A 23,308-nucleotide genomic window follows, 5' to 3' on the forward strand; every position below is an offset into this window, starting at 1 on the left:
AGCCCGACCCACGACTGCGCGCCGACGGCCTGTCCGTCGGCTACGGCCGTCGAATGGTGCTGCCCGCGATGGGGCTGACGGTTCCAGACGGCCAGATCACGGCCATCGTGGGGCCCAACGGGTGCGGAAAGTCGACCCTGCTGCGGGCCCTGGCCCGCGTGCTGGCCCCGGTATCGGGGGCCGTGCTGCTCGACGGCGAACCGATCCACCAACTGCCGTCGCGGACAGTGGCCCGACAGGTGGGACTGCTCCCCCAGTCCAACGTCGTACCCGAACAGTTGACCGTGGCCGAACTCGTGGCCCGTGGCCGCTATCCGCACCGTGGCCCGTTCGGCCGCTGGACTGCTCAGGACCAGGCGGCCGCCGAGGACGCGATGCACGCCACCGGCGTCGAAGAGTTCCGCGACCGGCCGGTCGACGAGCTCTCGGGCGGGCAACGCCAACGCGTGTGGGTCGCCATGGTGCTCGCCCAGGAGACGCCCATCCTGCTGCTCGACGAACCGACGACGTACCTGGACCTGGCACACCGGCTCGAGGTCCTACGACTCCTGCGCTCTCTCAACGACGTCCGCGGGGTCACCGTGGTCATGGTGCTGCACGACCTGGACGAGGCCAGCCGCTACGCCGACCACATCGTCGCCATGCGTGAAGGGCAGGTCGTGGCCGAGGGACCACCACGCGAGGTGGTGACTCCGGATCTGGTCGAGCAGATCTTCGGAGTTCCGTGCATGACCATCCCGAACCCCGTGACCGGATCACCGCTGGTGGTTCCCCTGAATCCCATCCATTCCGGTCCCGCCCTGACAGGCGCAGCAAGGGCCGCCGGCTGAGCGGGCGGGCGCCGGCGTCAGGCGAGGACCTCCTGCGGGAGCTCCACGAAGTCGACGACCTCCCGTACGTAGGGCCGGTCGTGCACACCTTTCCCGGCACAGGAAGTCAGGCGAACGTCGGGCAGGCGGCGACGGTGCATCCACACGGTGAACCGCCGGGAGACGGCCTGCACGTGCACCTCCTCCACCGCGTCGGCGCGCTGAACCACGTCCACCGCCCGTACCGCGTCCAGCGAGGCGAGACCCAGCTCACGGCGGACCACGTGCTCCGCGGCCTGGGCCGCCGCCGGCGTCCCAGCGATCCCCCGCAGATACGGAAGGACCACATCGCCGCCCAGGGCCGCGGCCGCCAGAGCGGGCGCGGCGGCGGCCGGAGCACCGCCGTGGTAGCTGCCGTGCGGCAGCGTGACGACGTTCGGCGCGAACCGGTCCCCGCCGACATGGGTGGTCTCCCACACCAGGCCCGATAACTCCGCCGCCAGCGCCTGTGCCAGCGGACGCCCGCGGCGCGCGCAGCAGACGTCACGCCTGCCGTGCGTGCACACCAGCACCACCGGTCGCGTCGACCGCTGACCGAAGCCGGGAGGATCACCGGCGGCGACCGCCTCGAGGTCCAGACCGGCCAACTCCGCCGGATCCCGGAGCTCGCGCCGCTCCAGCCACCGTCGGCCCGGACGGCAGGACGCCACCATGACCGTGCACGCCCGGCTGCGGCGATCCCGGAGGGGACGGATCAGCTGCGGCCGCACCCATAACTCGGTCGCCAGCGCCAGCGCCGTCCTGGCAGCGTCCGGCAGATCAGCAGGCCAGCCCACGGACGGCCAGGGGCCGGGATGCTCGATGAGCAGCCACGACGCCGCCCGCTCCGGAGCCGTGGCGTACAACGGCTCGTCCAGCAGCACGCGCTGAGCCGCACAGCCAGCATCCGTCAGGACCCTCATGGCTGCTCCCCGCGGGACGCGCCTCGGCGCAGGTCGGTAGCCGAAGCGGGCCCGGTCGAATCCCTGCAGTGGCACGTCAGCAGGACGTGCAGGTCCGGCGGCAGGTCTGCGAGCTTGGTGATGGCCGTAGGAAAGGTCAGGGGCACCAGGGCGACTCCGCTGTCACTGACGGCGAGCACGGTCAGTCCGTGGCGGTCCAGGCCAACCGGTTCCGCGAACTGGGTGTCGTGACCCAGAGCGCGCAGGCAGGCCGCCAGTTGCTCAGCGTGGTGCCGACTCCGGAGGTGCGCCAGCACGGCCGAGGCGTCCCGCCCGAACGGATCGGGGCTCGCGTTGATGTACGCCACGGTGGCGACCGGTGTCTCGTCGTGGCCCAGGCGCACCGCGCCGGCCTGGACCCGGAAGGCGAGCCGGCCCGCCTCGTCCTTGCTGGCCAGTCGCTGAACCACCCCGTGCAAGGTCATCCGCTGGCAGCCGGCAGGCGCGACGGTGACGGTGGCGAACGGCCGTGCCAGCAGATGCTGGGCGGCAGGCGCCCCTTGCCGTAGCAGAACGACTGCACTCCCGTCGTCGCCCGCACTGACGGCGACGGTCGTGACGTGCGATCGGGACGCCAGTCGCGGATACGTGGTCAAGGTGGCCAGGCTCGCGCAGTGCAGGGACGTGCGCGCGAGTGCCGCGGTCTCGTGCGGGTCAGCCATGCCGGTTCTCCATCGATCCGTGTCGTGGGAAGCAGAGCCAGGAGAGGGCCGTGCCGACGAGGACGGCAACGACGACGGCCGGGAGTGGGGCAATCATCTGCATGGCTGTCATGCAGCCAGCTCCCGCCGTCAGCGCAGCTACTGCCGCGCGAATGGAGCTTCGTCCTGGCACCGTGGCCTCCGCATGTCCCACCGTCAGGTCAAGGCAGCCCTGATGACTTCTCGAGTGGAACCGACCAGCAACTGCCACATCGCCGTCCGCAGCTCCTTCACGCAGGCCCCCGGCCGGGCGCAGCGCAGGCCCTGGCTCTGGCGGTCGGCGGTCGGCGGTCATGGGCTCCCCAGTGTCCCTTGGACTAGTAAGGGGAGCCTAACCAAAGTTATGGCGGCGTGAACCCCCTTTGGCCCAAAGACCGCCACAGCCGGCCCTGATGGCGTCATAGTCACCCCACCGCTGACCAGCACGGTGAGAACTACATCCACCACCCAGCGGGGCGCCACCGTGGCGGCCCGACGCCCCGGGTCAGCAGGAGTATGAGCAGTTCGTCTCGGGCACGGATGCCTCCTGTGTCGCCGCAGGTATAGGGGACGCCGTCCGCCTCCAGGAGCGGAGCGGTGCGCTCCGGCCCATCTGTCAGGGGAGCGCCAGGTTGTTCTCCAGCCGCCGGTCCCGAATAGGGATGCGCTACCGGGACAGCTCATCGGGGCGCTGAGTCCTGAGGCACTACACCCAGTTCTTCCCCACGGTCGAGAGCTACAACGCCTTCTACCGCCTGCCCGAGCGGGAGACGTCCGAGAAGTGGCGCGAGCGCATCCCGCCGGAGTTCCGCTGGCTCTGTCAAGGCCGGCCGGTTCCTCACCCACATACAGCCCGGCGTGAGAGCCACGGGAGCCGGTGGGCAGGTTGATGGATGGAGCGCGCTGCCGGGGCTGGCCCAGAAGCTTGGACACCATGCTGTTCGCAACTGCGCCGATTCTGAAGGCCGATCCCCGACCTGCCGCGCGACTGTCTCATCCAGTTCTCGGGCGGCAGCAGGGCCCCCACGGCAGCAGGGCCTCGCTCGGGCGAGCGAGGCCCTGCTGGTGCGTCAGACGACGTCGGTGTCAGTCGTCGTCCGAATCGCTGGAGTCGTCGCCCCCACCGCCGGAGCCCGAGTTGGCCGAGCCGGAGCCGGAGTTGTCCGGCTCGGAAGCCTTCTCGGCGGCCTCGCGGGCCTGCTCCTCGGCCTCCTCGGCGGCCTCGCGGGCGTCCTCCTCAGCCTCACGGGCCTGCTCGGCAGCCTCCTCGGCGGCCTCGCGGGCCTGCTCCTCGGCCTCCTCGGCGGCCTCGCGGGCGTCCTCTTCGGCCTCCTCGGCCGCCTCCTGGGCGTCCTCCTCGGCCTCGGCGGCCAGCCGAGCCGGGTCGTCGGAGTCGTCGGGGCCGTCGCTCTCGTCGGTGTCGGGTGCGTCGGGCAGGTCGCCTGGCCCGTCGAGGCCCGAGTCGTCGGTCTCGAGGCTGTCGTCGGAGTCGGGAAGGTCGAACGGCGACACGGTCTCGACCGCGGCGGCCACCGGGTCCTGCAGCGAGGCGGGCAGGGCGCCGACGGCGCCCGCTCCGGTGACACCAGCCACGGCGATGCCGAGGCCTGCGGTGGCCTGGGCGACTGCGCCGGCACCGGCGATCTTGGCCGCGACCGCGGCGAGGCCTTCGAACAGCAACATGTGAGTGCTCCTCCGAGCATCTGGATCGCGCCTTCTGTCGATCCGTTGCCATTCCATCGGCGCGCCGGGCGCTCAACCTGAGCGGGGTAACCCCGAAGGATGGCTCCGCGTCATCCCGCTGCAGGACCATCGTCTGCGTGGGCAAGCTCCGTAATCCTGACCGCCGGTAGAGCGGGTCGACTTCGATGCCGTGGAGGAAGGCGCAGTCCGCTGTCCCGCGAGCGTGCTTGGGCCCGAGCCAGACGCGTCTTACGGGTTCGCCGTATGGCCCGAACGTGCAGCTCCGGCATCCCGTGATGATCTCGATGACGGGCGACGTCGCCAAACGTCTGTGCCCGTGGAGTAACCGCCGCGGCGACGTTCGGGCCGTCGGCATGACGGCGACGCCGGAAGCTCCGCAACGGGATCCCTTTCGGACCGCCTTCTTCATGATCCCGGGCTGTCTCGGCCGGCGCCGTCGTCCTCGGTGCGCGGGCGGGCGCCCCGCTCTCAGGCGACGTCGGTGCGGGCGTCGGCGAGGTAGTCGCGGACGGCCGGCTCGGGGACCCGGAAAGACCGGCCGACGCGCACGGCGGTCAGCTCCCCGCCGTGCAGGAGGCGGTACACGGTCATCTTCGACACGCGCATGATCGCCGCGACCTCGGCCACGGTCAGGAAGGAGACCGCTGCGCGTGGAGCGGGCCGCTCGATCACGGGGTGCGGAGTTACCGGTCGCAGGGCCATGGGCGGCTGACCCATGGGACCGACACCGCGCTGCAAGCGGACACCCGCCGGCGCGGGGGGTGCCGCCGGTCGGGGGCCAGGCACGGTCGGCCGGGGGTAGTGGCGCTGGCCGTAGGCGGCTTGACGGGGAAGGGTCGAAGCGGGGGAGCGCTGGGGCAGGGACACGTCGTTCCTCTCGTTGGCGGTCCACGGGACGCGGGGCCAGCTCGCCGCCGGCGACAGTGTGCGTCCGTGCTGGCACTGACGGTAAGGGAGTTGCTCCGCCTGCCGCGACGACAGCGGGGACGAGACGGACCGGTTCGCTTCGTCAGTTGTTGAGCTGGCGCCCGCTGGTGGCGCACCGGGCGCGGGAGGGCGAGGACTTCACCGAGCCCGCCTGACGATTTCGGCGGCGTGCGGCCAGGGTTCGGTATCCGGGAAAGGCTTCCCACGCATGCTCGGGAGGGAGAACAGTGTGCGGTGGTCTCGGTCGCTGTCCACGGTGCTTCGATGTCGGCATGACCAGCCTCGAGGAGGTTCCGCGCATCGCGCGGGCAAGCCGCGAGATTTTCCGCTGACGCCGAACGCATTCGAGCTCATTCCCGGCCACCGCTCACGAGGCTCAGCTGAGACGGGAACAACAGTCTGGCCGAGGCTGCCAGCGGGCAGCGAGTCCGGGCCGTCGGTGAGGTGTTCATCATGACGTTCGCCAAGGGCAGCGTCCGGGAGAACCACGTGGTCGAGTTCGAGCCCGCTCTCCTCGTCGAAGACCCGAGGCACCCGGGTCCTGCGCGAGGGCGGCCTTGAGCAGCATCTCGAAGGCGTCGCAGCCTCCCTGCTCCGCGGTGTGTGTACGCCTCGGCGGTTCAGCTCGCCGCAGCCGGCCAGCCAGGTCCGCCTCTATGGGTCGTGGCACCACCTCGGCCTGTCGGGGGTTTCGCTGCTCACGTGTCCACTACCGCCGAGCAGCGGGGGCAGCGACCTTGTGGGGCTCGTCATCGGGCCGGTGGCCGACCGAGGCGATGGCGTCGAACAGCAGCGAGGGCCGTCCGCCGATGGAGTTGATGAAGATGGTGGTGACCGACAGGGCCATCGCGACCATGGCCCACACGGGGTAGACGAGCCCGGTGGTGGCGGCGGGGATGCCGATGCCGTTGAAGGTGAAAGCGAGTGCCACGTTCTGGAGAGTGCGGCGGTAGGAGCTCCGGCTGATGGCCCGGGCGGTCATGACGGCGGTGACGTCGTCGCGAACGATGATGATGTCGGCCGACTCCACGGCGATGTCGGTGCCGCCGCCCATGGCGATGCCGACGTCGGCCTGCATGAGGGCGGGGGCGTCGTTGATGCCGTCACCGACCATGGCGACCTTGGCCCCGCCGTGTTGCAGGTCCCGGGCGATCTGCGCTTTGCCGTCGGGAAGCACACCGGCGTGGACCTGGTCGATTCCGAGGCGGTGAGCGACGACTTGGGCGGCACGAGCGTTGTCGCCGGTGACCATCACCGGCACGAGGCCGTCGCGCTTCATCTGCGCGACGGCCTCGGCGGCATCGTGGCGGACCTCGTCGCCCAGTCCGATGACCCCGACGGCATCGCCGTTCCTGGCGACGACGACGACGGTCCGTCCAGCAGACTCCAGGCGGTCGATCGCCGGGGCGAGCCCGTTGAGGTCGACCGAGTGGTCTTCCAGCAGGCTGGACCGGCCGACGAGGACCGGGGCGCCGGCCACCGTGGCGGTCACGCCGAAGCCGGTGACCGACTGGAACTGCTCAGCGTCGGGGACCTCCAGCCGCCGAGCCCGAGCGGCTTCGACGATGGCCCGAGCGAGGGGGTGCTCGGAGGCCTGCTCGGCGGCCGCGGCCAGGCTGAGCAGCTCGTTCTCGTCACCGAGGGCCTCGATGTCGCGGACGGCCGGGCGTCCCTCGGTGAGTGTGCCGGTCTTGTCGAGCATGACGTGGGTGACCTTGCCGAAGGTCTGGAAGGCCTCGCCGGTGCGCATGATGATCCCCAGGTCGGCGGCGTCGCCCGCCCCACGGACGATGGCGAGCGGTGCGGCGATGCCGACGGCGCACGGGTAGCCCATGACGAGAACGCCGATGCCGGCGAAGACGGCGCGGCGCACGTCGGACTCCTCAGTCAGGAGGGCGGTGCCGGCGAGCCAGCCGGTGAACGCCACGGCGGCGACGATGAGCACCGTCGGGGTGTAGATCCGCAGGATCCGGTCGACGAGGTGCAAGATCCCGGGCTTGAGAGCCCGGGCGTTTTCGACGTGGCGGACGATCTGAGCGAGGAAGCTCTCCTCGCCCACCCGGGTCACCTGCACCAGCAGCGTGCCGACCCCGTTGATCGACCCGCCGATCACCTCGTCGCCTACGCTCCGCTCGACCGGGATGGGTTCGCCGGTGACCAGCGAGAGGTCAACCGCCGAGTGCCCGGAGAGCACCTGGCCGTCGACGGGGATGCGCTCGCCCGGGCGGACTCGGACGCTGTCGCCGACGGACATCTGGCCGATCGGCACGTCGAGTTCGGCGGTGCGTCCGCCGTCGTCGCGCCGCACCACGCGGGCGGTGTCCGGCTGGAGGTCAAGCAGCTTGCGCACGGCCTGGCTGGAGCGGGTCTTGACCAGCAGCGAGAGCCACTCGCTGAAGATGTGGTAGTTGACCACCAGCACGGTCACCGCGAAGAACGGCGCCGTCGGGTAGTCGGGGAGGTCGGTCGCCAGCCCGACCAGGCCCCCGACAACGCCGGCGAAGGCGCCGACTTCGAGCAGGACGTGCTGGTTGAGGATACGGCGGCGAGCCGACTGCCAGGCCATCCGCAGGATGTGCGGGGCGACCCCGAAGACGACGGCGAGAGCCAGGGCTCCGGTGACCCAAGGGGTGGCGCCAGTACCGATAGCGAAGGCCCGGAGCACGAGAGCGATCACGGCGGGAGTCACGATGGCCAAGGCGCCGAGGACCGCTGTGCGTTGGCCGTGTGGCCGCAGGATGGCGTAGGAGATGGGCACCATCACCACGACGACCGACGCCGGCACCAGTACCGAGAGCCACCCGGTGACATCGGCGATCAGGCCGATAGCCAGCAGGCTGGCGGCGACGGCGGTCAGCAGGCGCTTGCCCTCGCGGACGAGGGCGGCCTCCTCCTCCTCGAAGGGCCGGAGCTTGCGTGGGTCGTACAGGTCGTAGCCGATGTCGCGCAGCGTCGAGAGGATCTGCTCGGGGCCGATGATGTCGGGGTCGTAGTCGACCAGCGCCTGCTCGTGGGTGAGGCTGACGGCGACCTTGTCGACCCCGGACTGACGGCTGAGGGCTTTCTCGATCGTCCCGGTGCACAGCGAGCAGTGCAGACCGGAGATGCGGGCCCGGATGCGGGCGTGACCGGCCAGGCTGCTCGGTTCCTCGGCCCACAGCTCGTCGCCGGTTTCGATGGTGGTCTGCGTCATGGCCGTTCCCCTCGTGATGGCAGCTGGAAACCGGCTGCGCTCAGGCGATGACGGGGTAGCCGGCGTCACCGAGACGGGCGGCGAGGGCGTCGGGGTCGACCTGGTCCTCGTCGAAGGTCACCGTCACCTGGTTCGTGGCGGCGTCGGGGTCGACCTGGCGAACTCCATCGAGGCGTGACAAGGACTTGCGGATCGCTGACTCGCAGGCATCGCAGTGGATCTGCTCGACGGTGAAGGTCTTGGACGCCACGGCTTCCTCCGTTGGTCGGTTTGCTGGCTTCGGCACCGACCGTAGACCTTCCAGTCGAGTGGAAGGTCAAGCCGCAGGGATGACAGTCATCGCCGGTGAGTTGATGCCAGCTCGCCGTCAGCGGCCACCTGCTCGGCCGTGGCCCGGACGTGATCGATGATCCGGCACATGCCGCCTTCGACCTCCGGCAGACCGTCGATGACGGCATCCAGTTGGCGAAGCTCGTCTCGCAGGCGGCGCAGCGCGGCGATCCGCTTGGTGATCTCCTTGACCTGTTCCCGCAGGACCGAGCGGACGTGGTCACACGGGGCTGTGCCGGCCTCCCGAAGCCGGAGGACCTCGCGGATCTCGTCGAGGCTCAACCCCAGGTGTTGGGCGGTCTTGATGAAGACCAGCCGGGCCTCGTCGTCGTCGGCGTAGTCCCGGTAGCCCGAGCCTGTGCGCTGGGGCTCGGGCAGCAGACCGATCGACTCGTAGTAGCGGATGGTCTTGGTGTTGACCCCCACCCGGTCCGCCAGCTCCCCGATGCGCATGCCTTCTACCTTCCACTCGGCTGGAAGCAACAGTAGCTGCCGCCGCCCGGGGGGCGCCAAGATCGGCTCTTGAAGTTCCAGTTACTGGAAGGCCTAGCGTCCGTCGGCGAGGCCGGCCGATCGACTGGCCCAGACGAAAGGGTCAATCCATGACGGACACGCGGATTGCATCAACAGGCTTGGTCGACGAGAGCCTGCTCGACTGCATCCGAAGCTGTGCCGAGTGCGCCGCAGCCTGTGAGGCCTGCGCCAAGCAGTGTTCCGAGGCCGGGGACCAGGCCATGGCCCGGTGCATCCAGCTGTGCCTCGACTGCGCCACGCTGTGCCTGGCCTGTATCCCGCTGATGGCTCGGGGCAGCGAGCAGTACAAGGCCCTGTGCCGCCTCTGCGCGGAGCTGTGCGAGCAGTGCGCCAACGAGTGCGACAGCTACGACGACGACGCCATGCGGGATTGCGCCCAGGCCTGCCGCCAGACGGCCGAGAAGTGCCGGGCCATGGCCGTATGACGCAGAGAGCTCGGGTGACACGCTCGGCTAGGGAGGTTATTTGAAGACCACCTGCGCACGGGCCTCGAGGGCGCCGTCGAGGAGGACTTGGCCCGCAACTACGCCGACGATCTGGTCGTACTTACCTCTGACGGTGTCCAGCGAGGCCATGACGGGCTGCGGCGCCAGGCCGACAAGCTGCGCAAGGAGCTGCCCAACTGCAGGTTCTGTTACGGGACGCAGCTGGTCGAGGGAGAGTTTGCGTTCCTTGAGTGGTCTGATGACGCGGATGGCGCCAAGGTCCGTGACGGGGCCGATTCCTATGTCATCCGCAACGGACAGATCGTGGCCCAGACCATCCACTACACAATCGAGGCCACCGGCGGGGACTCCTGGGGCGCTAGAGGTAGCGACAGACGCTCTGGGCATCACAGCGGGTTGGATCGACCGTGGTGGCGTCGGCCTTCAGTTGGGCAACGGTGGCCCGCAGCGCCTGCAGCTCAGCGATCTGGCGATCGAGGTCGGCGAGTCGGTCGCTGAGCAGCTGCTGCACGTGCGCACAGGGAGCTTGCCCGCCGTCTCGGATCTCGAGGATCTCCCGGATCTGAGCCAGGGTCAGCCCGGCGCTCTGGCTGCGGCGGATGAAGTCCAGGCGGCTGATGACCTCGGGCGAATAGTCCCGGTACCCCGACCTCGTGCGCTCAGGAGGAGGCAGAAGCCCGGCGTCTTCGTAGAAGCGCAGGGCCTTGGTGCTGGTGCCACTCGCTTCGGCTAGTTCTCCGATTCTCACGATCTTGACCCTCCCTGCGACGTTCCCACTTGACCTTCCCCTGTACTGGAAGGTCCAACCTAGGTGGAAGCCGTCAAGTGCACGGCGTCAGGAGGTGCGAGCGTGGGCGACAACTACGACCTTGATCTGGCGGTCATCGGATCAGGCGGCGCCGCCATGTCCGCCGCCATCGCTGCCCGTCAGGCCGGCGCCAGCGTGGTGCTCATCGAGCGAGGAATCCTCGGCGGCACCTGCGTGAACGTCGGCTGCGTCCCTTCCAAGACGCTGCTGGCCGCAGCTGGCGCCCGCCACGGCGCTGCCACGAACCCCTTCGCCGGCGTCCCGACGACGGCCGACGGCGTTGACTTGGGTGCCCTCATCGGGCAGAAGGACGAACTCATCGCCGGCATGCGCCAGGCGAAGTACGCCGACGTCGCTGCCGCCTACGGCTTCGAGGTCCGCTCTGGTGAGGCGCGGTTCCTCGACAGCGACACGATCGCGGTCAACGAAAAGCCCCTGAGGGGCCGGGCCTACCTGCTGGCCACCGGCTCTGAGCCCGCCCGGCCCGACCTGCCCGGCCTCGACCAGGTCGACTACCTGACCTCGACGACGGCCATGGAGCAAGCTGAGCTGCCCGAGTCCCTCGTCGTCATCGGCGGCGGCTACGTCGGACTGGAACAGGCTCAGCTCTTCGCCCACCTCGGCGCGAGCGTCACCCTCGTCGGCCGCCTGGCCCCCCAGGCTGAGCCCGAACTGGCCGAGATCCTTCGCCAGGTCTTCGCCGACGACGGCATCACGGTGCTCGAGGAGCACGCCACCGAGGTCCGCTCCGACTCAGGCGGGGTCCTGGTCACGACAGCATCGGCCCAAGAGGTGCGGGGCCAGCGGTTGCTCGTGGCCACCGGACGCCGGGCCCGCACCGAGGCTCTCGACCTCGATGCGGGCGATGTGAAGACCGACGCCCGTGGCTTCATCGCCATCGACGAACACCAGCGCACGTCCAACCCTCGGGTCTTCGCCGCAGGCGACGTCTCGGGCGCTCCGCAGTACGTCTACGTCGCTGCCGCCGGCGGCCGAGTCGCTGCCCTCAATGCGCTCGCCGCCAGCCCCGCTCAGGCACAGGCCAGGATCGACTACACCGGCCTTCCCGCCGTGATCTTCACCAAGCCCCAGCTCGCTTCGGCCGGGCTGTCCGAGACCGAAGCGATCCAGCAAGGCCACGTCTGTGAATGCCGAGTGCTCGGCTTCGACGACGTGCCCCGGGCACTGGTCAACCGGGACACCCGAGGCGCCCTCAAGCTCGTCGCCGACGCCGAGACCGGCCGAGTGCTCGGCGTGCACGCCGTCGCCGATGGCGCCGGCGAGATCATGCTGGCCGCCACCTACGCCATCAAGGCAGCCATGACCGTCGACGAGCTCGCCGACACCTGGGCGCCTTACCTGACGATGGCCGAAAGCCTGCGCATCGCAGCTGGCCTGTTCCGCAACCAGATGCCGACGTCCTGCTGTGCCTGAGGCTCCCCCACCCAAAGACCGCAGCACCGGCTTGGCCATCGGCGCCGGCGTCTTGATCGTCCTGTGCTGCGTCGGGCACGCCCTCCTGCTCGGCGTCGGTGTTGCTGGCTTGGCCTCGGCCGCTGGTGCAGCGACCGGCTCGATCCCCGTCGTCGCTGGCATCGCCCTGCTTGGCCTGGGCGCCATCGTCCTGATGCGCCGTCGCAATAGAAACCGTGCCTGCAGCCCCACCGACTCAAGAAGGGCCCCATGCAGCTCCGTCGCACCTTGACCGACCTGGCGCTGTCATCAGTAGCCGGCTACGTGGGCACTCGGGCCATGGAGCCGGTCAGCATGCGGCTCTACCAGTGGGAACCTGACGCTGCGCGGGCCCGAGAGGACTCGGCTCGTCCCGGAGCGCCCTACCGGATCGCAGCCGAGAGGCTGTCCGGCCTGGCTGGCCTCGACCTCGAAGAGAAGCGCCTCGGTCAGCTCGCCCTCGCTTTCCACTACGGCCTCGCTCTGCAGTGGGCGCCGCTCTATCCGCTGCTGCGCCGGCGCACCCAGCTGGGGCCGCTCCCTGCGGGCCTGCTGACCGGAGCGGCCATGAGCCTCCTCGCCGATGAGCTGATGACCCCGGCCTTCGGGTTCTCGGCGCCCAACCTCGACTACCCACTCGTCACCCATGTGCGTGGCTTCGTCGCTCACCTGGTCTTCGGGACCGCCGTTGCGGCCACGGTGGAGACCGGTTGGGCGCTGCTGCGCCAGCGACCGCAATGACGACACCACAGCCCTCACCTGGTTCTGGTGTTCGGCGATCTCCTCACCGGGAGAGAAACGGCCTGACCGACCTTCTCGGAGGCCGCCAAGACCAAGGAGATTCATGAGCGAACACGTCGACGTTGCGGTGATGGGAATGGGGCCCGGCGGCGAAGTCGCCGCCAGCAGACTGCTGGCGGCTGGCCAGCGGGTTGCGGTGATCGAGCGAGAGCTGATCGGCGGTGAGTGCGCCTACTGGGCGTGCATCCCGTCGAAGACCGTGCTGCGCCCACCCGAGGCAGCCGGCGAGGTGGATCGTGTCCAGGGAGCAGGCGGAGCGGGTCTCGATTGGGCAAGAGCCCGTGACTACCGGGACTACATGGCCCGCCACCTCGACGACTCAGGCCAGGTCCGTAGCTACGCCGACCATGGTGCCCTCGTTCTCAAGGGCGAGGCCCGAGTGCTGTCACGGGGTCGCCTGGAGGTCGCCGGCCGGGAGCTGACGTGCGACCACGTCATCGTCGCCACCGGCTCAGATGCCGTCATCCCGCCCATCGACGGCCTCGACACCGTCACGACGTGGACGAACCGAGAGACCTACACCACCCGTGACCTGCCGAGCCGGGCCGTGATCGTCGGCGGAAGCGCAGTCGGCGTGGAGACCGCTCAGTTCCTGGTCCGCTTCGGCGTGCAGGTCACACTCATCCAGCGCAGCGACCGCCTCCTCGGCCGTGAGGAGCCGCGGGTTAGCGAGCTGGCACAGAAGTACCTGCAGGAAACAGGCGTCGAGATTCGCACCGGCACGAGCCCCACCCGGGCGTACCAGGAAGGTGCCGACAACGTGCTCGACCTCACCGATGGCACCCAGGCAGGCGGGGACGTGATCATCTTCGCCACCGGCCGAACCCCTCGAACCAACGGGCTCGGCCTCGGTGACGCCGGCGTCAAGTTCGGCGAGCGAGGCGAGATCCTCGTCGATGACCACTGCCGAGCCGCCGACGGCATCTGGGCCCTCGGCGACGTCACCGCCGTCATGCCCTTCACCCACGTTGCCAAGTACCAGGCGCGCATCGTGGCCGACGCCATCCTCGGCCGGCCCCATGCTGCTCACTACACCGGCATCCCCCGAGTCGTCTTCGCCGACCCCGAAATCGCCGCCGCCGGGCTCACCCAGGCCCAAGCCGACGACGACGGTCTGACCACGTCGACTGCCGAGATCGACCTGGCACAGTCACTCGCTCGCCCGTGGACCTACGAAGGTGATCCCCGAGGGCATCTCGGGCTCCTCGCCGACAGAGACCGCCGCATCCTCGTCGGCGCCTGGGCGGTAGGCCCCCAAGCCGGCGAGTGGATCCACCAAGCCTCGCTCGCCATCCGCACCCACATCCCGATCGAGACGCTCCTGGACCAAGTCGCTCAGTTCCCGACCTACAGCGAGGGGTACCTCACCGCCCTCGAAGCGCTCGACCTCTGACTGAAGGCCAACCGAGACGTCGGCGCTCCTCCCCTCGGATCACACAGAGACAAGGGAGCTGTTCGCGGTTCCTGGTGAACGATCGGCTTCCGGGATACCCGGGTGCCAGGTGCCAGGTGCTGCGAGCGGATCAGGCCGTCTTCGTCGTCGCACCTCGGTACGTCACCCCTCGCTTCCCGTTCCGTCACCCCCTCGCTGCGGGATGCCGAGTGTCCCCCGACGCGATAGCGGGAGACAGCGCGGGCCACGCGATCACGTGACCGCCGTCTGTCACCCCTGCCGAGGGGTGACGGCTCGTTGAACGTCTCTGCGGAGCGTCGACGGCATCACACCGATGCCGGAGGACCCGCACATGTTCCACGACCCCACCATCGTCGGCAGCTGGCCGGCGCTCGCCGCACGTCTGGACGGCGAGGCGATCCTCGTCCGTTGGGCAGCCGCCGAGCCAGCCCTGGCGGGGCTGAGCAGCGTTCGTGACCTGCTCGCCGTCTGGGCCGAGGGCGGCGCGGACGACCGCCCCGACGTCGTGCTCACCGCGCTCGTCCGGCTGGCCGCTGTGGACGGCGGCCGCGACGACGACGCGCTGCTGCTGACGCTTCACCTGCTCAGTGGGGTGGTGCGGACGATAGCCAGGCAGCTCGCAGATCTGAACCCCGACATCCTCGCCGTGGTCGTCGGCGAGCTCGCCTGCCAGATCCGCCGCTACCCATGGCAACGCCGGCCGCGGGCGATCGCGGCGAACCTGCGCGCCGAGACCCGGCGGGCGGTACTCGCCGAACTGCGCCCCAGCAGCCGCTACCACCCCGACCGGGTCGAGGTCCTGACCGCTACTGGCGACATCACTCGGATTGCATCTGCCACCGCCCGCGAGGAGGGGGAGGACCTCGACGTCGTCGACCTGCTGCAGTGGGCGGTGCGCTCAGGGGTCGACGCCGAGGACATCGCACTGCTGATCGCCACCGAGTGCAGCCGCGACCGTCAACACCGGCGCGCCGACCAGAAGGTCGCCGCAGCGAACGGCATCACGACGCGAACCCTGTACCGCCGGCGGAACCGCACGCTGACCGCCTTGCGCGGCGTGGCTCCGCAGTACCTGGCGGCCGTCGCGTGACGTCGCTGCTGCAGGACGTCGATGGAGCCAGCGCCGTGACGGGCGGTGTGGTCAACCGCGGCGACGTCCATCCCGACGAGCGACTGCTGTCGGTCGCGGAGATCCAGCGGGCCTTCCGCGAGCTGCGTGCCCGCCGTCCGGGAGCCGCCGCACGAGGGCTGGCCGCGCCGACGCGCCTCCACGAGCACTTCGTATCCGAGCGCTCTGCACCGGTGGGCACATCGGTTCCGCCCGCTCGCCGCTCGAGGCGGGACGACGGCGAGACGGCCTCTCAGGCTCGAGACGACACGCACCGCGAGCGGTGGGCCGACAGCAATTACAGGACGCCGCGGCGAGGCGCGCGCAGGGGTGACAGCGTGCCCGCAGCCGTCCCGGACAGGGGTGACAGCGACGCGTTGGCGGCCGACTGGATCACGGTCGTAGCGGCACACGCCGGTGCGGGGGCGTCCACGGTGGCGCTGGCCATCAGTGACGCCGTCGCGGCCACCGACCGGCGGGTGCACCTGGTGGAGACTGCGCATCCCTGCCGGTCGGGGTTGGTCGCTGCGGCGTCGACGGAACTGGGCACGGACGCCACCGGCGCCTGGCGACGAGGCTCCCGAGACCGCGTCACGATCGACCGCCGCGTCGCCGACGGGGAGCCCGGCGGCTGGCCCGTCCTCCCGATCGGCGAGGAACCGTCGGTGACCGTCCTCGATCTCGGGCTGCCTGCGTCGCAGAACCTGGCCCGGCTGGCCGCCGACCGCACGCGCACCGTCGTCGTCTGCCGGCCGACCGTGCCCGGGGTGCGACTGACCGAGCACGTGCTGAGCCAGCTCGCCGAGCGGCCGGTGGTGGTGGCCGTCGTGGGCCCGGCGCGCTGGACCCAGGCGGTGAAGGCCAGCTCTGGTTCGCGGCTGCGCGAGTTGCGGTCGTGCGGACTGGTGGCGCGAGTTCCGATAGACCGACGACTGCAGACCACCGGTCTGACCGGGGACCGGTTGCCCAAGGGAGTGGAGGCTGCCGGCCGGTCGCTGGCCGCGCTGTTGATGCCGGCCGTGCCACCGCAGTCTCGGCATCGGCACCGGGCGGCATCGTCCCAGCTGGGCGCGACGGGGGAGGCCCGGTGAATGCCCGCAGGACCGCTCCTGCAGCGGTACGAGCGGCCTCGACCGTCGCGTTCGTCACTGTGGGCCTGGTCGTGCTGACCGCGTGGCCTGCCACCGCGGCGCCGGTGGAGTTGACCGCGGCGGTCTGCCCGGAGGCCCCGCCGGGAGTGCAGGCCTTCGCCGATCAGGTGACGGCGTGGGTGAAGTGGGGTGTGCTGGCACTGATTGGGATCGCTGCGGTCGTGTCGCTGGGCTCCGTCCTGGTCGGCCGGATGTTCTCCCACCCGCATGCCTCCCGATACGGGGCGATGGGCGTCGCGGTGGTCGTAATGGTGGCCATCACCTACACGGTCATCCTGGTCATCCTCGGATCGATCACCGGCAGTGGGTGCACCTGATGCGCCGCCGTCCCGACGTCCAGGGGAGCGGTGGGCCGGAGTGGAGCCCGGCACGTCTCCTTGCGGCGCTCGTGATCAGCGCGGTGGTGGCGCTGGCGGTGCTGGCCGGCCTGGTCCTGGCAGTTGTCGGAGGGCTGACCGAGGAGCCGGACGAGAGGGACGCCGCACGACAGGCTGCGGCTCCCTCCCCGGACATGTCGCGGCACGATGCGCTGGCCGCCGCGCCGATGCCGACCGCCGACCCGGATGACGCGCTGCCCGGCCCGGTGTCGAGCCAGGCTGCAGGCGTTCTCGAGTTGCCGCGCGCCACCGGCGTGGGCCGGGCGGACGTGCCCACCGGCTTCCCGCGTACTCCGGAGGGTTCGCTGGCGCAGCTGGCGGCGATCGACGTGACGGCGATGGAGAGCGGCTCGATGGACGGCGTGCGACGGGTGATCGCCGAGTGGGCCGCTCCGGGCGGGCCGACCCCGGAGACGTGGTCCGGGGTGGACGGCATGGCGAGGCTGCTGTCTGCAGCGGGGCTCTCCGGTGCGGGGTCTCCGCAGCTGGCGATCGTCGTCCGCCCGGTGATGGGGCTGATCAAGGGCACGGTGGGCGAGGAGTTCGTGGTGGTGTGCGTGAACTTCGAGTTCACCGTCACCGTGGAGCAGACCTCCCGGATCGCGATCGCCGACTGCCAGCGCATGGCCTGGGTCGGGGACCGGTGGGTCATCGGCCCGGGGGAGGAGCCGGCGCCGGCGCCCTCGGTCTGGCCAGGCACCGAGGCGGCGATCGCGGCCGGCTGGCGGGATCTGCGCCATGTCTAGGCCGCAGCTTGCCCAGTGCGGCCGGTTGCCGCGCCCGCGGATGCTGGTCGTCGCCCTGATGCTGGCGGTGGTGGGCTGGCTGGCAACCGCGGTTCCGGCCTCGGCCGACTCGACGGTCGTGGCGTTCCCTGCAGCTCCGGCGGCGGACGACGGCTCGCTGCCGTGCCTGCCGATCAACCCGTTCTGCGTGATCGGTGAGGCAGCGGGCGCGGTGGTCGCCGACGTGTGGGTCAGCGCCATGTTGTCGCTGTGGGAGGCCGGGCTATGGCTGCTGGGCCTGGCCTTCTCGGTAATCGACGCCCTGGCCACCCCGGACCTGTCCGCCGATGGCCCGCTGGCCGCCGTATATCCGGTGACCTTCGGCATCGGCGCGACCGTCGCCGCGCTGATGGCCATGGTGCAGCTGAGTATCGCCGCGGTGCGCCGGGACGGGCAGACGCTGGGCCGGTTGCTTGTCGGACTGCTGCAGTTCGGGCTGGTCTGGGCCAGCTACATCGGCGTGGCGGGGCTGCTGGTCACCGGCGTCTCCGGACTGACCACCAGCCTGCTGCAGAGCCTGCTGGACATCGATAACCTGGCCGACTTCAATCCCTCGATCAGCGTGGGCCGCGACCTGGTCGACGGCACCGTCGCCACCGTCCTCGGCGTGAGCGCGGTCTTCCTGCTGGTGCCGGCCAGCGTCGGCTACCTGCTGCTGATGCTGGTCCGCGAGGCCGCACTGATCGTGCTCACGGCGACCTCGGCGATCTCGGCCGGCGGCCTGCTGGCGCAGACCTCGAGCGGGTGGTTCTGGCGGAGCCTGCGCTGGTTCCTCGCGGCGCTGCTGGTTGCCCCGGTCGCCGTGCTCGTCCTCGGCGTCGGCGTGACCATCACCGAGGGCATCATCACCGGAGCCGAGGAGACGAGCACCGAGGCCGCGATGGGCATGGCGGTGGTCGGCTGTCTGCTCATCCTGCTCGGAGCCATCTGTCCGCTGGCGCTGTTCCGGCTGCTGGCCTTCGTCGACCCCGGCACGTCGAGCGGGGCGGCGTTGCGCACCTCGCTGGCCGCGTCCGGCGGAGTCATGGGCGCGCTGCAGAAGGCTGGTGGCGGGCGAGCGGCCGTGGCCACCGCGGCGGCGGGTGCCACATCCGGTGGGGTGGCCGCCTCAGGTGCAGCGGCGCAGCTGGCCGGCGACCGCGCGCAGGGCGAGTCGACCGCAGACGCGGCGACCAGTGGGCGCTTCGCCGGCGCGCTGCGCGCGCTGAGCGTCGGTACCTCCACGGCCGGTCGACTGGCCGCGGGGGTGGCCGCCTCGGCGTCAGACGTGTTGTCGGGCGCCGGAGTTGGGCACACCCACCCGTACTACGGGCAGCCGCTGCCCGCCCGGGTACCGGCGCGCGGCAACGGCTCCGGCGGAGGGACGGCGACCGGAGGCGGGCACGGCCGCGGGCGCCGTCCCGACGACAATGGAACACAGCCGACGAGACCGACTGGGAACGGGCGCGCTCACTATCCCGGAGGCGCATCTTCTGCGGCCTGGCCCGCCGAGCGTCTCGACGGCATGGCACCTGACCGGCCCGGCGAGAGCGACCCGTTCGGCCCCGACCAGGACGACGCGCGATGAACGCTGTCCGCTACGGCGACTACTCCCGTGACGTCTCCGGCTGGTTCCTCGGCATGACCGGCACTCAGCTCGCCCTGGTGACTTTCGCCGGGATGCCGGCGCTGCTGGCCCTGAACGCGCAGGCATGGGGGCTGTTCGTCGTCTGGCTGCCGGTGTGGGCGCTGCTGGCCGCCGTGCTGCTGGTCCCTATCCGGGGGCGGGCCGCGGGCCGCTGGTTCGGCGATCTCTGTCTGTACGCGATCGGAGGAGCTATGGGCTGGACGTTTTTCGGCTCCCGAGCCGCGTCCGGGACGGCGGAGGACCTGTCCGAGGCCGACCTGCCCGGAGTGCTCGCCGGCATCCGCACTCACGACGGACCGCCCTACGGGCAGCTGTTCACCCGCCCGGTGATCGTGCAGAACTCCGCGGCGCGCACCTGGGCGGCCGTGGCCCGGATCGACCATCCCGGCATCGGCCTCGCCGAGCCGGCCGAGCGGGACCGGATGGGCGCCGGCCTGGCCGAGCTGTGCGAGATCGCCGCGCGCACCGAACTGATCGACCTCCTGGCCCTGCAGGTGCGCACCGTGCCCGACGACGGCGCCGAGCGCGCCGCCTGGGAACACACCCACACCCGTCCCGATGCCCCAGCCCTGGCTGTGCGAGTGAACGCGCTGCTGGGTGCCACCCTGACCCCGGCCGCGGTGCGCACCGAAGCCTTTGTGACCGTCGTCGTCGGCGAGAGCCGGATGGGTCGGGCCGCGAAGGAGTCCGGCGGTGGGGTGGACGGCCGCGCGCGGGTGCTGCACGGGGTGATGGCCGAGGTCGAGAGCGCTTTGCGCGGCCCGGTCGGCTGCACCGCCGTCACCTGGCTGGACTCGGCTGCACTCGCTGTCGCGGTGCGCACCGGCTTCGCCCCCGGCGACCGTGGCCAACTGATCGCCGCCGACCTGGCCGCCGCCGACGGCTCCCAGCTGGCGACCGGGGTTCCGATGGCCGCCGCCGGCCCTACCCACGCCCGCGCCGAGATGCGGCACTACGTGCACGACTCGTGGGCGTCGGTCACCGACACGATCCTGCTGCCCGACTCCGGGGCGGTGCTCGGCGCGCTGGCCCCGGTGCTGGTGCCGATGACGGCGGGGGAGCGGCGTTGTCTGACGGTGTTCCTCGCCCCGCTGCCGCTGGAGCGGGCCACCCGGCTGGTGGGCCGGGAGGAGATGAGCGCCACCACGGGTGACGAGCTGCGCGCCCGGATGGGATTTCGGCAGCGGGCCCGGCAGCGACGGGACACCGAGCGGATCGGTGCCGCTGACGAGAAGCTCGCCGCCGGCCGGGCGCTGGTTCGTCCCGCCGTCGCGGCCTGCGTCACCGTCCCGGCCACCTGGCCGGTAGACGAACATGGCCGTCGGCTCGCGGCGTCGGTCCGTGCTGCCGGCTTCGTGCCGCTCCGGCTGGACCTCGCGCAGGACTCCGGCTTCGCCGCCGCCGCCATCCCATTGGGCGTCGGGCTGCCCGACCGCCGGGGACGACGATGACCCGGCGCTCCACCCGTCGAGGCCGTGATGTGGCCGTCCTGCTCGACGACTTCGGCCACCGGCTCCCCGCCGTCGCCGCCGTGGAGACGGCGGGACGGGAGCGCGGGCCGTTCACCGCGCTGGTGTCTCGTCGCGGACCCCGGGGCCGTGGCCGTGGCCGGGCGGCGGCGATGGCGCCGCTGTCGGTGTGGCGAATGACGTCGGAGCAGACGCCGGTGGTGTGGCCGCTGATCGCCGCCAGCGGGCTGCCGCCCACCGGCGCGCAGATGGGCATCGACCTGCTCTCGGGTGGGGCGTTCTACTGCGATCCGGTCGGCTGGGTCACCGACGACGCCATCCCGGTCACCAACCCGAACGTCGTGGTCTTCGGCAAGCCCGGCCGCGGCAAGTCGGCAACGGTCAAGGCCTTCGCGCTGCGGATGCTGGCCTACGGCTACCGCACGCTGGTCCTGGGTGACACCAAGGACGAGTACGAGCCGCTGTGCCGGGCGCTGGGCGTGCAGCCGTTCGTGATCGGCCACGGACTGTCCGCCCGGGTCAACCCGCTGGCCTTCGGCCCGCTCGGGCACGGCTGGGACCGGCTCGGCGCCGCCGAGGCCCGCCGCCGCGAGGCGATCATGTTCGCCCGCTGGCTGGTGCTGCTCCGTGGCCTGGTCGGCTCGCAGCACGTGTCCTTCGGCCCGGTGGAGGAGACCGCGGTCGGCGAGGCGCTGCGGCTGCTCACCGGTTACCGCAGCGGCGCCACCCGGCTGATCGAGCCCACCATCCCGCAGCTGTGGCGAGCGCTGGACGAGCCTCCCGACGAGCTCGTCGCCGGCTGCCGGTACGCCGACCGGCGGCACTTCCTCGACGCCACCCGAACCCTGCGCGATGCCCTCGGCTCCCTGGTCAAGGGCTCGTTGGCCGGGCTGTTCGACGACCACACGTCGATCGAGGTCGACTGGCGCGCGCCCATCCAATCCCTGTCGCTGTCCCGCCTCGAGCCGCTCGGTGACCAGGCCGTGGGCATCGCGCTCACCTGCCTGAACTCCTGGGGACAGGCGATGCGGGAGATCGCCGACCCCGGCGACCTGCGCATCGTCATCCGCGACGAGACCTGGCGGCAGATGCGCCTCGGTGCCGAGGCGATGAAGAGCCTGGACGCCAACCTGCGGTTGTCCCGCCGCGACGCCGACGTGCAGATTCTGCTCGCGCACAAGCCCTCGGACATGCTGACCGCCGGCGACGCCTCCTCCCAGGCGGTGGCCATCGCCCGCGACCTGCTGCACCTGTGCGACGTCAAGGTGCTGCACGGCCAGGACCAGGCCGTCGCCGACGAGCTCGCCACCATGCTCGGGCTGACCCCCATTGCCCAACGGGTGGTCACCGGTTGGGCGATCGCCGGCAAGGGCCGCGCCCTGTGGCTGGTCGGCGACCGCGCGTTCAAGGTGCAGACCGTCCTCACGTCGCCCGAGCTGGCCCTGACCGACACCAACGAGGCCCTCACCGCGATCCCCCGCGAGCTCAGGAATCCCGAGATGGGACGTCCGGCATGAGCGGGACGGCCGAAGGACTGGCCCGGGCGTACGGGAAGCGATGGCTGTGGAAGGCCGCCGCCCCTGTCGCCGTCCCAGTGTTCGGCGCGCTCACCCTGCTGCTGATCCCCCTCGCGGTGCTCGCCGCTCCGGAGGCGTCGACGTCGCCGGCATCGTCCTGTTCGATCGGCGGCACGGGCGCCACCGTCGCCGGCATCGAACTGGACACCGTCCAGATGGGCCACGCGCAGACCATCGTCACCGTCGCCGCAGCACAAGGGCTCGACCCGTACGCGGCGATGGTGGCGCTGGCCACCGCCTACCAGGAGTCCCGTATCCGGATGCTGGCCAACGACGGCAGCAGCCCCGAACTCACCGCCGAACAGGCCGCGGTGACCGCCACCAGCCTGACCTATCCGCATGACGGGCTGGGCTCCGACCACGACAGCGTCAACACCTTCCAACAGCGCTGGATCGCCGGCTGGGGCACCGTCGCCCAGCTGATGGACCCCGTCTACGCCGCCGAGGCCTTCTACCGCCGGCTGGTCGAGGTACCGAACTGGCGGACCATCCCGCTCACTCAGGCGGCCCAGGCCGTGCAGATCTCGGCTGCCGGCGGCGCATACGCCCGCTGGGGGCCGCTGGCCCGCGAGCTGACCGCCATGCTGTGGCCGGCTGCCGAGGCGACCACGGCAAATCCGTCCGGTGCGGCGCCCGGCATCTGCCCGGGCCTGCCGGTGCCGGCCGGATCGTGGATCCGCCCCACCGCCGGCACTGTCACCTACGGCTACGGGTCCCGCTGGGGCACCCTGCACGCCGGTGTCGACATCGCCGGCCCCCGCGACACCCCCGTCTACGCCGCCGCCGACGGCACCGTAGTTCGTGCCGAGTGCACCAGCGCCTACTGCGACCGCGACGGCACCCTGAGCCTGGCCGGCTACGGCAACCTCGTCGAACTCGACCACGGCGCCGGCGTGACCACCCGCTACGCGCATTTGTCGGCCTACACCGCTACCGCCGGCCAGCGCGTCAGCGCCGGGGGGCTGATCGGTTTCCAGGGGTCCACCGGCAACAGCACCGGCGTCCACCTGCACTTCGAGGTCCGCACCGACGGCGCGTCCGTCGATCCCGTGCCGTGGCTGGTCGACCACGGCGTCGACCTGCATGCCACCACCGCCGGCTGACCGGCAGAGAGG

23 protein-coding genes and 1 pseudogene are annotated in these 23,308 nt (G+C 71.1%); 16 read left to right on the top strand and 8 right to left on the bottom strand.

Going from position 1 to position 23,308, the window contains the following annotated elements; translation table 11 throughout:
* The first annotated feature begins 53 nt into the window (after positions 1-53).
* Positions 54-830 carry an ABC transporter ATP-binding protein gene (locus BM142_RS06005; RefSeq protein WP_254790580.1) on the top strand — a complete coding sequence of 259 codons (777 nt, stop codon included), beginning with the start codon at positions 54-56 and terminating at the stop codon, positions 828-830.
* 17 nt (positions 831-847) lie between these two features.
* Here the strand turns inward: BM142_RS06005 and BM142_RS06010 are convergent, their stop codons facing one another.
* Together BM142_RS06010 and BM142_RS06015 are read right to left on the bottom strand one after the other, a co-directional pair.
* A complete protein-coding gene (locus tag BM142_RS06010; RefSeq protein WP_092195838.1) occupies positions 848-1,771 on the bottom strand; it encodes a sucrase ferredoxin in 924 nt (307 codons plus the stop codon).
* Positions 1,768-2,472, bottom strand: coding sequence for a hypothetical protein (locus BM142_RS06015; protein ID WP_092195839.1), 705 nt, complete (start codon positions 2,470-2,472; stop codon positions 1,768-1,770). The genes BM142_RS06010 and BM142_RS06015 overlap by 4 nt, the downstream gene beginning before the upstream one ends.
* Before the next feature lie 716 nt (positions 2,473-3,188).
* Here BM142_RS06015 and BM142_RS25610 point away from each other — a divergent pair.
* Positions 3,189-3,380 (top strand): DUF72 domain-containing protein, encoded by a 192-nt coding sequence (locus BM142_RS25610; RefSeq protein WP_217640603.1) that lies wholly within the window; start codon positions 3,189-3,191, stop codon positions 3,378-3,380.
* Positions 3,381-3,576: 196 nt separating this feature from the next.
* On the opposite strand, the gene BM142_RS06025 is transcribed toward BM142_RS25610, so the two are convergent.
* The 5 genes from BM142_RS06025 to BM142_RS06050 all read right to left on the bottom strand — a co-directional run bounded on the left by BM142_RS06025 (position 3,577) and on the right by BM142_RS06050 (position 9,097).
* Complete coding sequence (locus BM142_RS06025; RefSeq protein ID WP_092195840.1) at positions 3,577-4,173, bottom strand: hypothetical protein; 597 nt, start codon at positions 4,171-4,173, stop codon at positions 3,577-3,579.
* Positions 4,174-4,662: 489 nt separating this feature from the next.
* Positions 4,663-4,866, bottom strand: coding sequence for a helix-turn-helix domain-containing protein (locus tag BM142_RS06030; protein WP_217640597.1), 204 nt, complete (start codon positions 4,864-4,866; stop codon positions 4,663-4,665).
* Between the two features lie 964 nt (positions 4,867-5,830).
* On the bottom strand, positions 5,831-8,314 hold the full coding sequence (locus BM142_RS06040) for a heavy metal translocating P-type ATPase (protein ID WP_092195842.1): 2,484 nt from the start codon (positions 8,312-8,314) through the stop codon (positions 5,831-5,833).
* Between the two features lie 40 nt (positions 8,315-8,354).
* Complete coding sequence (locus tag BM142_RS06045) at positions 8,355-8,564, bottom strand: heavy-metal-associated domain-containing protein (RefSeq protein WP_175527121.1); 210 nt, start codon at positions 8,562-8,564, stop codon at positions 8,355-8,357.
* Positions 8,565-8,650: 86 nt separating this feature from the next.
* The gene (locus BM142_RS06050; RefSeq protein WP_092195844.1) at positions 8,651-9,097 is read right to left on the bottom strand and encodes a heavy metal-responsive transcriptional regulator; all 447 of its coding nucleotides are present in this window, start codon (positions 9,095-9,097) and stop codon (positions 8,651-8,653) included.
* A 149-nt stretch (positions 9,098-9,246) separates the two neighbouring features.
* On the opposite strand from BM142_RS06050, the gene BM142_RS25760 reads away from it, so the two are divergent.
* On the top strand, positions 9,247-9,603 hold the full coding sequence (locus BM142_RS25760) for a four-helix bundle copper-binding protein (RefSeq protein ID WP_092195845.1): 357 nt from the start codon (positions 9,247-9,249) through the stop codon (positions 9,601-9,603).
* Positions 9,604-9,690: 87 nt separating this feature from the next.
* Positions 9,691-9,873, top strand: a pseudogene (locus tag BM142_RS25615) (nuclear transport factor 2 family protein); the annotation flags it as partial.
* A 109-nt stretch (positions 9,874-9,982) separates the two neighbouring features.
* Here the strand turns inward: BM142_RS25615 and BM142_RS06065 are convergent.
* Entirely contained in the window at positions 9,983-10,372 is a 390-nt protein-coding gene (locus BM142_RS06065; RefSeq protein ID WP_092195846.1) for a heavy metal-responsive transcriptional regulator, read from the bottom strand.
* A 102-nt stretch (positions 10,373-10,474) separates the two neighbouring features.
* On the opposite strand from BM142_RS06065, the gene merA reads away from it, so the two are divergent.
* From merA to BM142_RS06120, 12 genes are all read left to right on the top strand, one after another.
* Entirely contained in the window at positions 10,475-11,866 is a 1,392-nt protein-coding gene (gene merA / locus BM142_RS06070; protein WP_092195847.1) for a mercury(II) reductase, read from the top strand.
* Positions 11,859-12,137 (top strand): LPXTG cell wall anchor domain-containing protein, encoded by a 279-nt coding sequence (locus tag BM142_RS25620; protein ID WP_175527122.1) that lies wholly within the window; start codon positions 11,859-11,861, stop codon positions 12,135-12,137. Before merA ends, BM142_RS25620 begins: the two co-directional genes overlap by 8 nt.
* Entirely contained in the window at positions 12,116-12,625 is a 510-nt protein-coding gene (locus tag BM142_RS06075) for a DUF1440 domain-containing protein (RefSeq protein WP_092195848.1), read from the top strand. The genes BM142_RS25620 and BM142_RS06075 overlap by 22 nt, the downstream gene beginning before the upstream one ends.
* 103 nt (positions 12,626-12,728) lie before the next feature.
* Positions 12,729-14,078 carry a dihydrolipoyl dehydrogenase family protein gene (locus BM142_RS06080; protein ID WP_092195849.1) on the top strand — a complete coding sequence of 450 codons (1,350 nt, stop codon included), beginning with the start codon at positions 12,729-12,731 and terminating at the stop codon, positions 14,076-14,078.
* Between the two features lie 352 nt (positions 14,079-14,430).
* Positions 14,431-15,189, top strand: coding sequence for a hypothetical protein (locus tag BM142_RS06085; RefSeq protein WP_092195918.1), 759 nt, complete (start codon positions 14,431-14,433; stop codon positions 15,187-15,189).
* A gap of 356 nt (positions 15,190-15,545) precedes the next feature.
* The gene (locus BM142_RS06090) at positions 15,546-16,298 is read left to right on the top strand and encodes a hypothetical protein (protein WP_092195850.1); all 753 of its coding nucleotides are present in this window, start codon (positions 15,546-15,548) and stop codon (positions 16,296-16,298) included.
* A 59-nt stretch (positions 16,299-16,357) separates the two neighbouring features.
* Positions 16,358-16,675, top strand: a complete 318-nt coding sequence (locus BM142_RS06095) for a hypothetical protein (protein ID WP_254790582.1) — start codon at positions 16,358-16,360, stop codon at positions 16,673-16,675.
* Positions 16,675-17,481 carry a hypothetical protein gene (locus BM142_RS06100; RefSeq protein WP_092195919.1) on the top strand — a complete coding sequence of 269 codons (807 nt, stop codon included), beginning with the start codon at positions 16,675-16,677 and terminating at the stop codon, positions 17,479-17,481. The genes BM142_RS06095 and BM142_RS06100 overlap by 1 nt, the downstream gene beginning before the upstream one ends.
* Complete coding sequence (locus BM142_RS06105; RefSeq protein WP_092195852.1) at positions 17,474-19,087, top strand: hypothetical protein; 1,614 nt, start codon at positions 17,474-17,476, stop codon at positions 19,085-19,087. Before BM142_RS06100 ends, BM142_RS06105 begins: the two co-directional genes overlap by 8 nt.
* The gene (locus BM142_RS06110; RefSeq protein WP_092195853.1) at positions 19,084-20,598 is read left to right on the top strand and encodes an SCO6880 family protein; all 1,515 of its coding nucleotides are present in this window, start codon (positions 19,084-19,086) and stop codon (positions 20,596-20,598) included. The genes BM142_RS06105 and BM142_RS06110 overlap by 4 nt, the downstream gene beginning before the upstream one ends.
* On the top strand, positions 20,595-22,133 hold the full coding sequence (locus tag BM142_RS06115; protein WP_092195854.1) for an ATP-binding protein: 1,539 nt from the start codon (positions 20,595-20,597) through the stop codon (positions 22,131-22,133). The genes BM142_RS06110 and BM142_RS06115 overlap by 4 nt, the downstream gene beginning before the upstream one ends.
* The gene (locus BM142_RS06120; RefSeq protein WP_092195855.1) at positions 22,130-23,296 is read left to right on the top strand and encodes a M23 family metallopeptidase; all 1,167 of its coding nucleotides are present in this window, start codon (positions 22,130-22,132) and stop codon (positions 23,294-23,296) included. Before BM142_RS06115 ends, BM142_RS06120 begins: the two co-directional genes overlap by 4 nt.
* Positions 23,297-23,308: the final 12 nt, after the last annotated feature.

It is taken from the genome of Blastococcus tunisiensis, from assembly GCF_900112815.1.
GTDB lineage: Bacteria > Actinomycetota > Actinomycetes > Mycobacteriales > Geodermatophilaceae > Blastococcus_B > Blastococcus_B tunisiensis.

What these genes read in the sequence shown, in the direction of transcription:
- BM142_RS06080 (WP_092195849.1), top strand. Translation starts at nt 12,729, where the DNA reads ATGAGCGAACACGTCGACGTTGCGGTGATGGGAATGGGGCCCGGCGGC.
- BM142_RS06115 (WP_092195854.1), top strand. Translation starts at nt 20,595, where the DNA reads ATGACCCGGCGCTCCACCCGTCGAGGCCGTGATGTGGCCGTCCTGCTC.
- BM142_RS06010 (WP_092195838.1), bottom strand. Translation starts at nt 1,771, where the DNA reads ATGAGGGTCCTGACGGATGCTGGCTGTGCGGCTCAGCGCGTGCTGCTG.
- BM142_RS06040 (WP_092195842.1), bottom strand. Translation starts at nt 8,314, where the DNA reads ATGACGCAGACCACCATCGAAACCGGCGACGAGCTGTGGGCCGAGGAA.
- BM142_RS06075 (WP_092195848.1), top strand. Translation starts at nt 12,116, where the DNA reads ATGCAGCTCCGTCGCACCTTGACCGACCTGGCGCTGTCATCAGTAGCC.
- BM142_RS06085 (WP_092195918.1), top strand. Translation starts at nt 14,431, where the DNA reads ATGTTCCACGACCCCACCATCGTCGGCAGCTGGCCGGCGCTCGCCGCA.
- BM142_RS06120 (WP_092195855.1), top strand. Translation starts at nt 22,130, where the DNA reads ATGAGCGGGACGGCCGAAGGACTGGCCCGGGCGTACGGGAAGCGATGG.
- BM142_RS06110 (WP_092195853.1), top strand. Translation starts at nt 19,084, where the DNA reads ATGAACGCTGTCCGCTACGGCGACTACTCCCGTGACGTCTCCGGCTGG.
- BM142_RS25760 (WP_092195845.1), top strand. Translation starts at nt 9,247, where the DNA reads ATGACGGACACGCGGATTGCATCAACAGGCTTGGTCGACGAGAGCCTG.
- BM142_RS06050 (WP_092195844.1), bottom strand. Translation starts at nt 9,097, where the DNA reads ATGCGCATCGGGGAGCTGGCGGACCGGGTGGGGGTCAACACCAAGACC.
- BM142_RS06005 (WP_254790580.1), top strand. Translation starts at nt 54, where the DNA reads ATGGTGCTGCCCGCGATGGGGCTGACGGTTCCAGACGGCCAGATCACG.
- BM142_RS06100 (WP_092195919.1), top strand. Translation starts at nt 16,675, where the DNA reads ATGCGCCGCCGTCCCGACGTCCAGGGGAGCGGTGGGCCGGAGTGGAGC.
- BM142_RS06015 (WP_092195839.1), bottom strand. Translation starts at nt 2,472, where the DNA reads ATGGCTGACCCGCACGAGACCGCGGCACTCGCGCGCACGTCCCTGCAC.
- BM142_RS06025 (WP_092195840.1), bottom strand. Translation starts at nt 4,173, where the DNA reads ATGTTGCTGTTCGAAGGCCTCGCCGCGGTCGCGGCCAAGATCGCCGGT.
- BM142_RS06105 (WP_092195852.1), top strand. Translation starts at nt 17,474, where the DNA reads ATGTCTAGGCCGCAGCTTGCCCAGTGCGGCCGGTTGCCGCGCCCGCGG.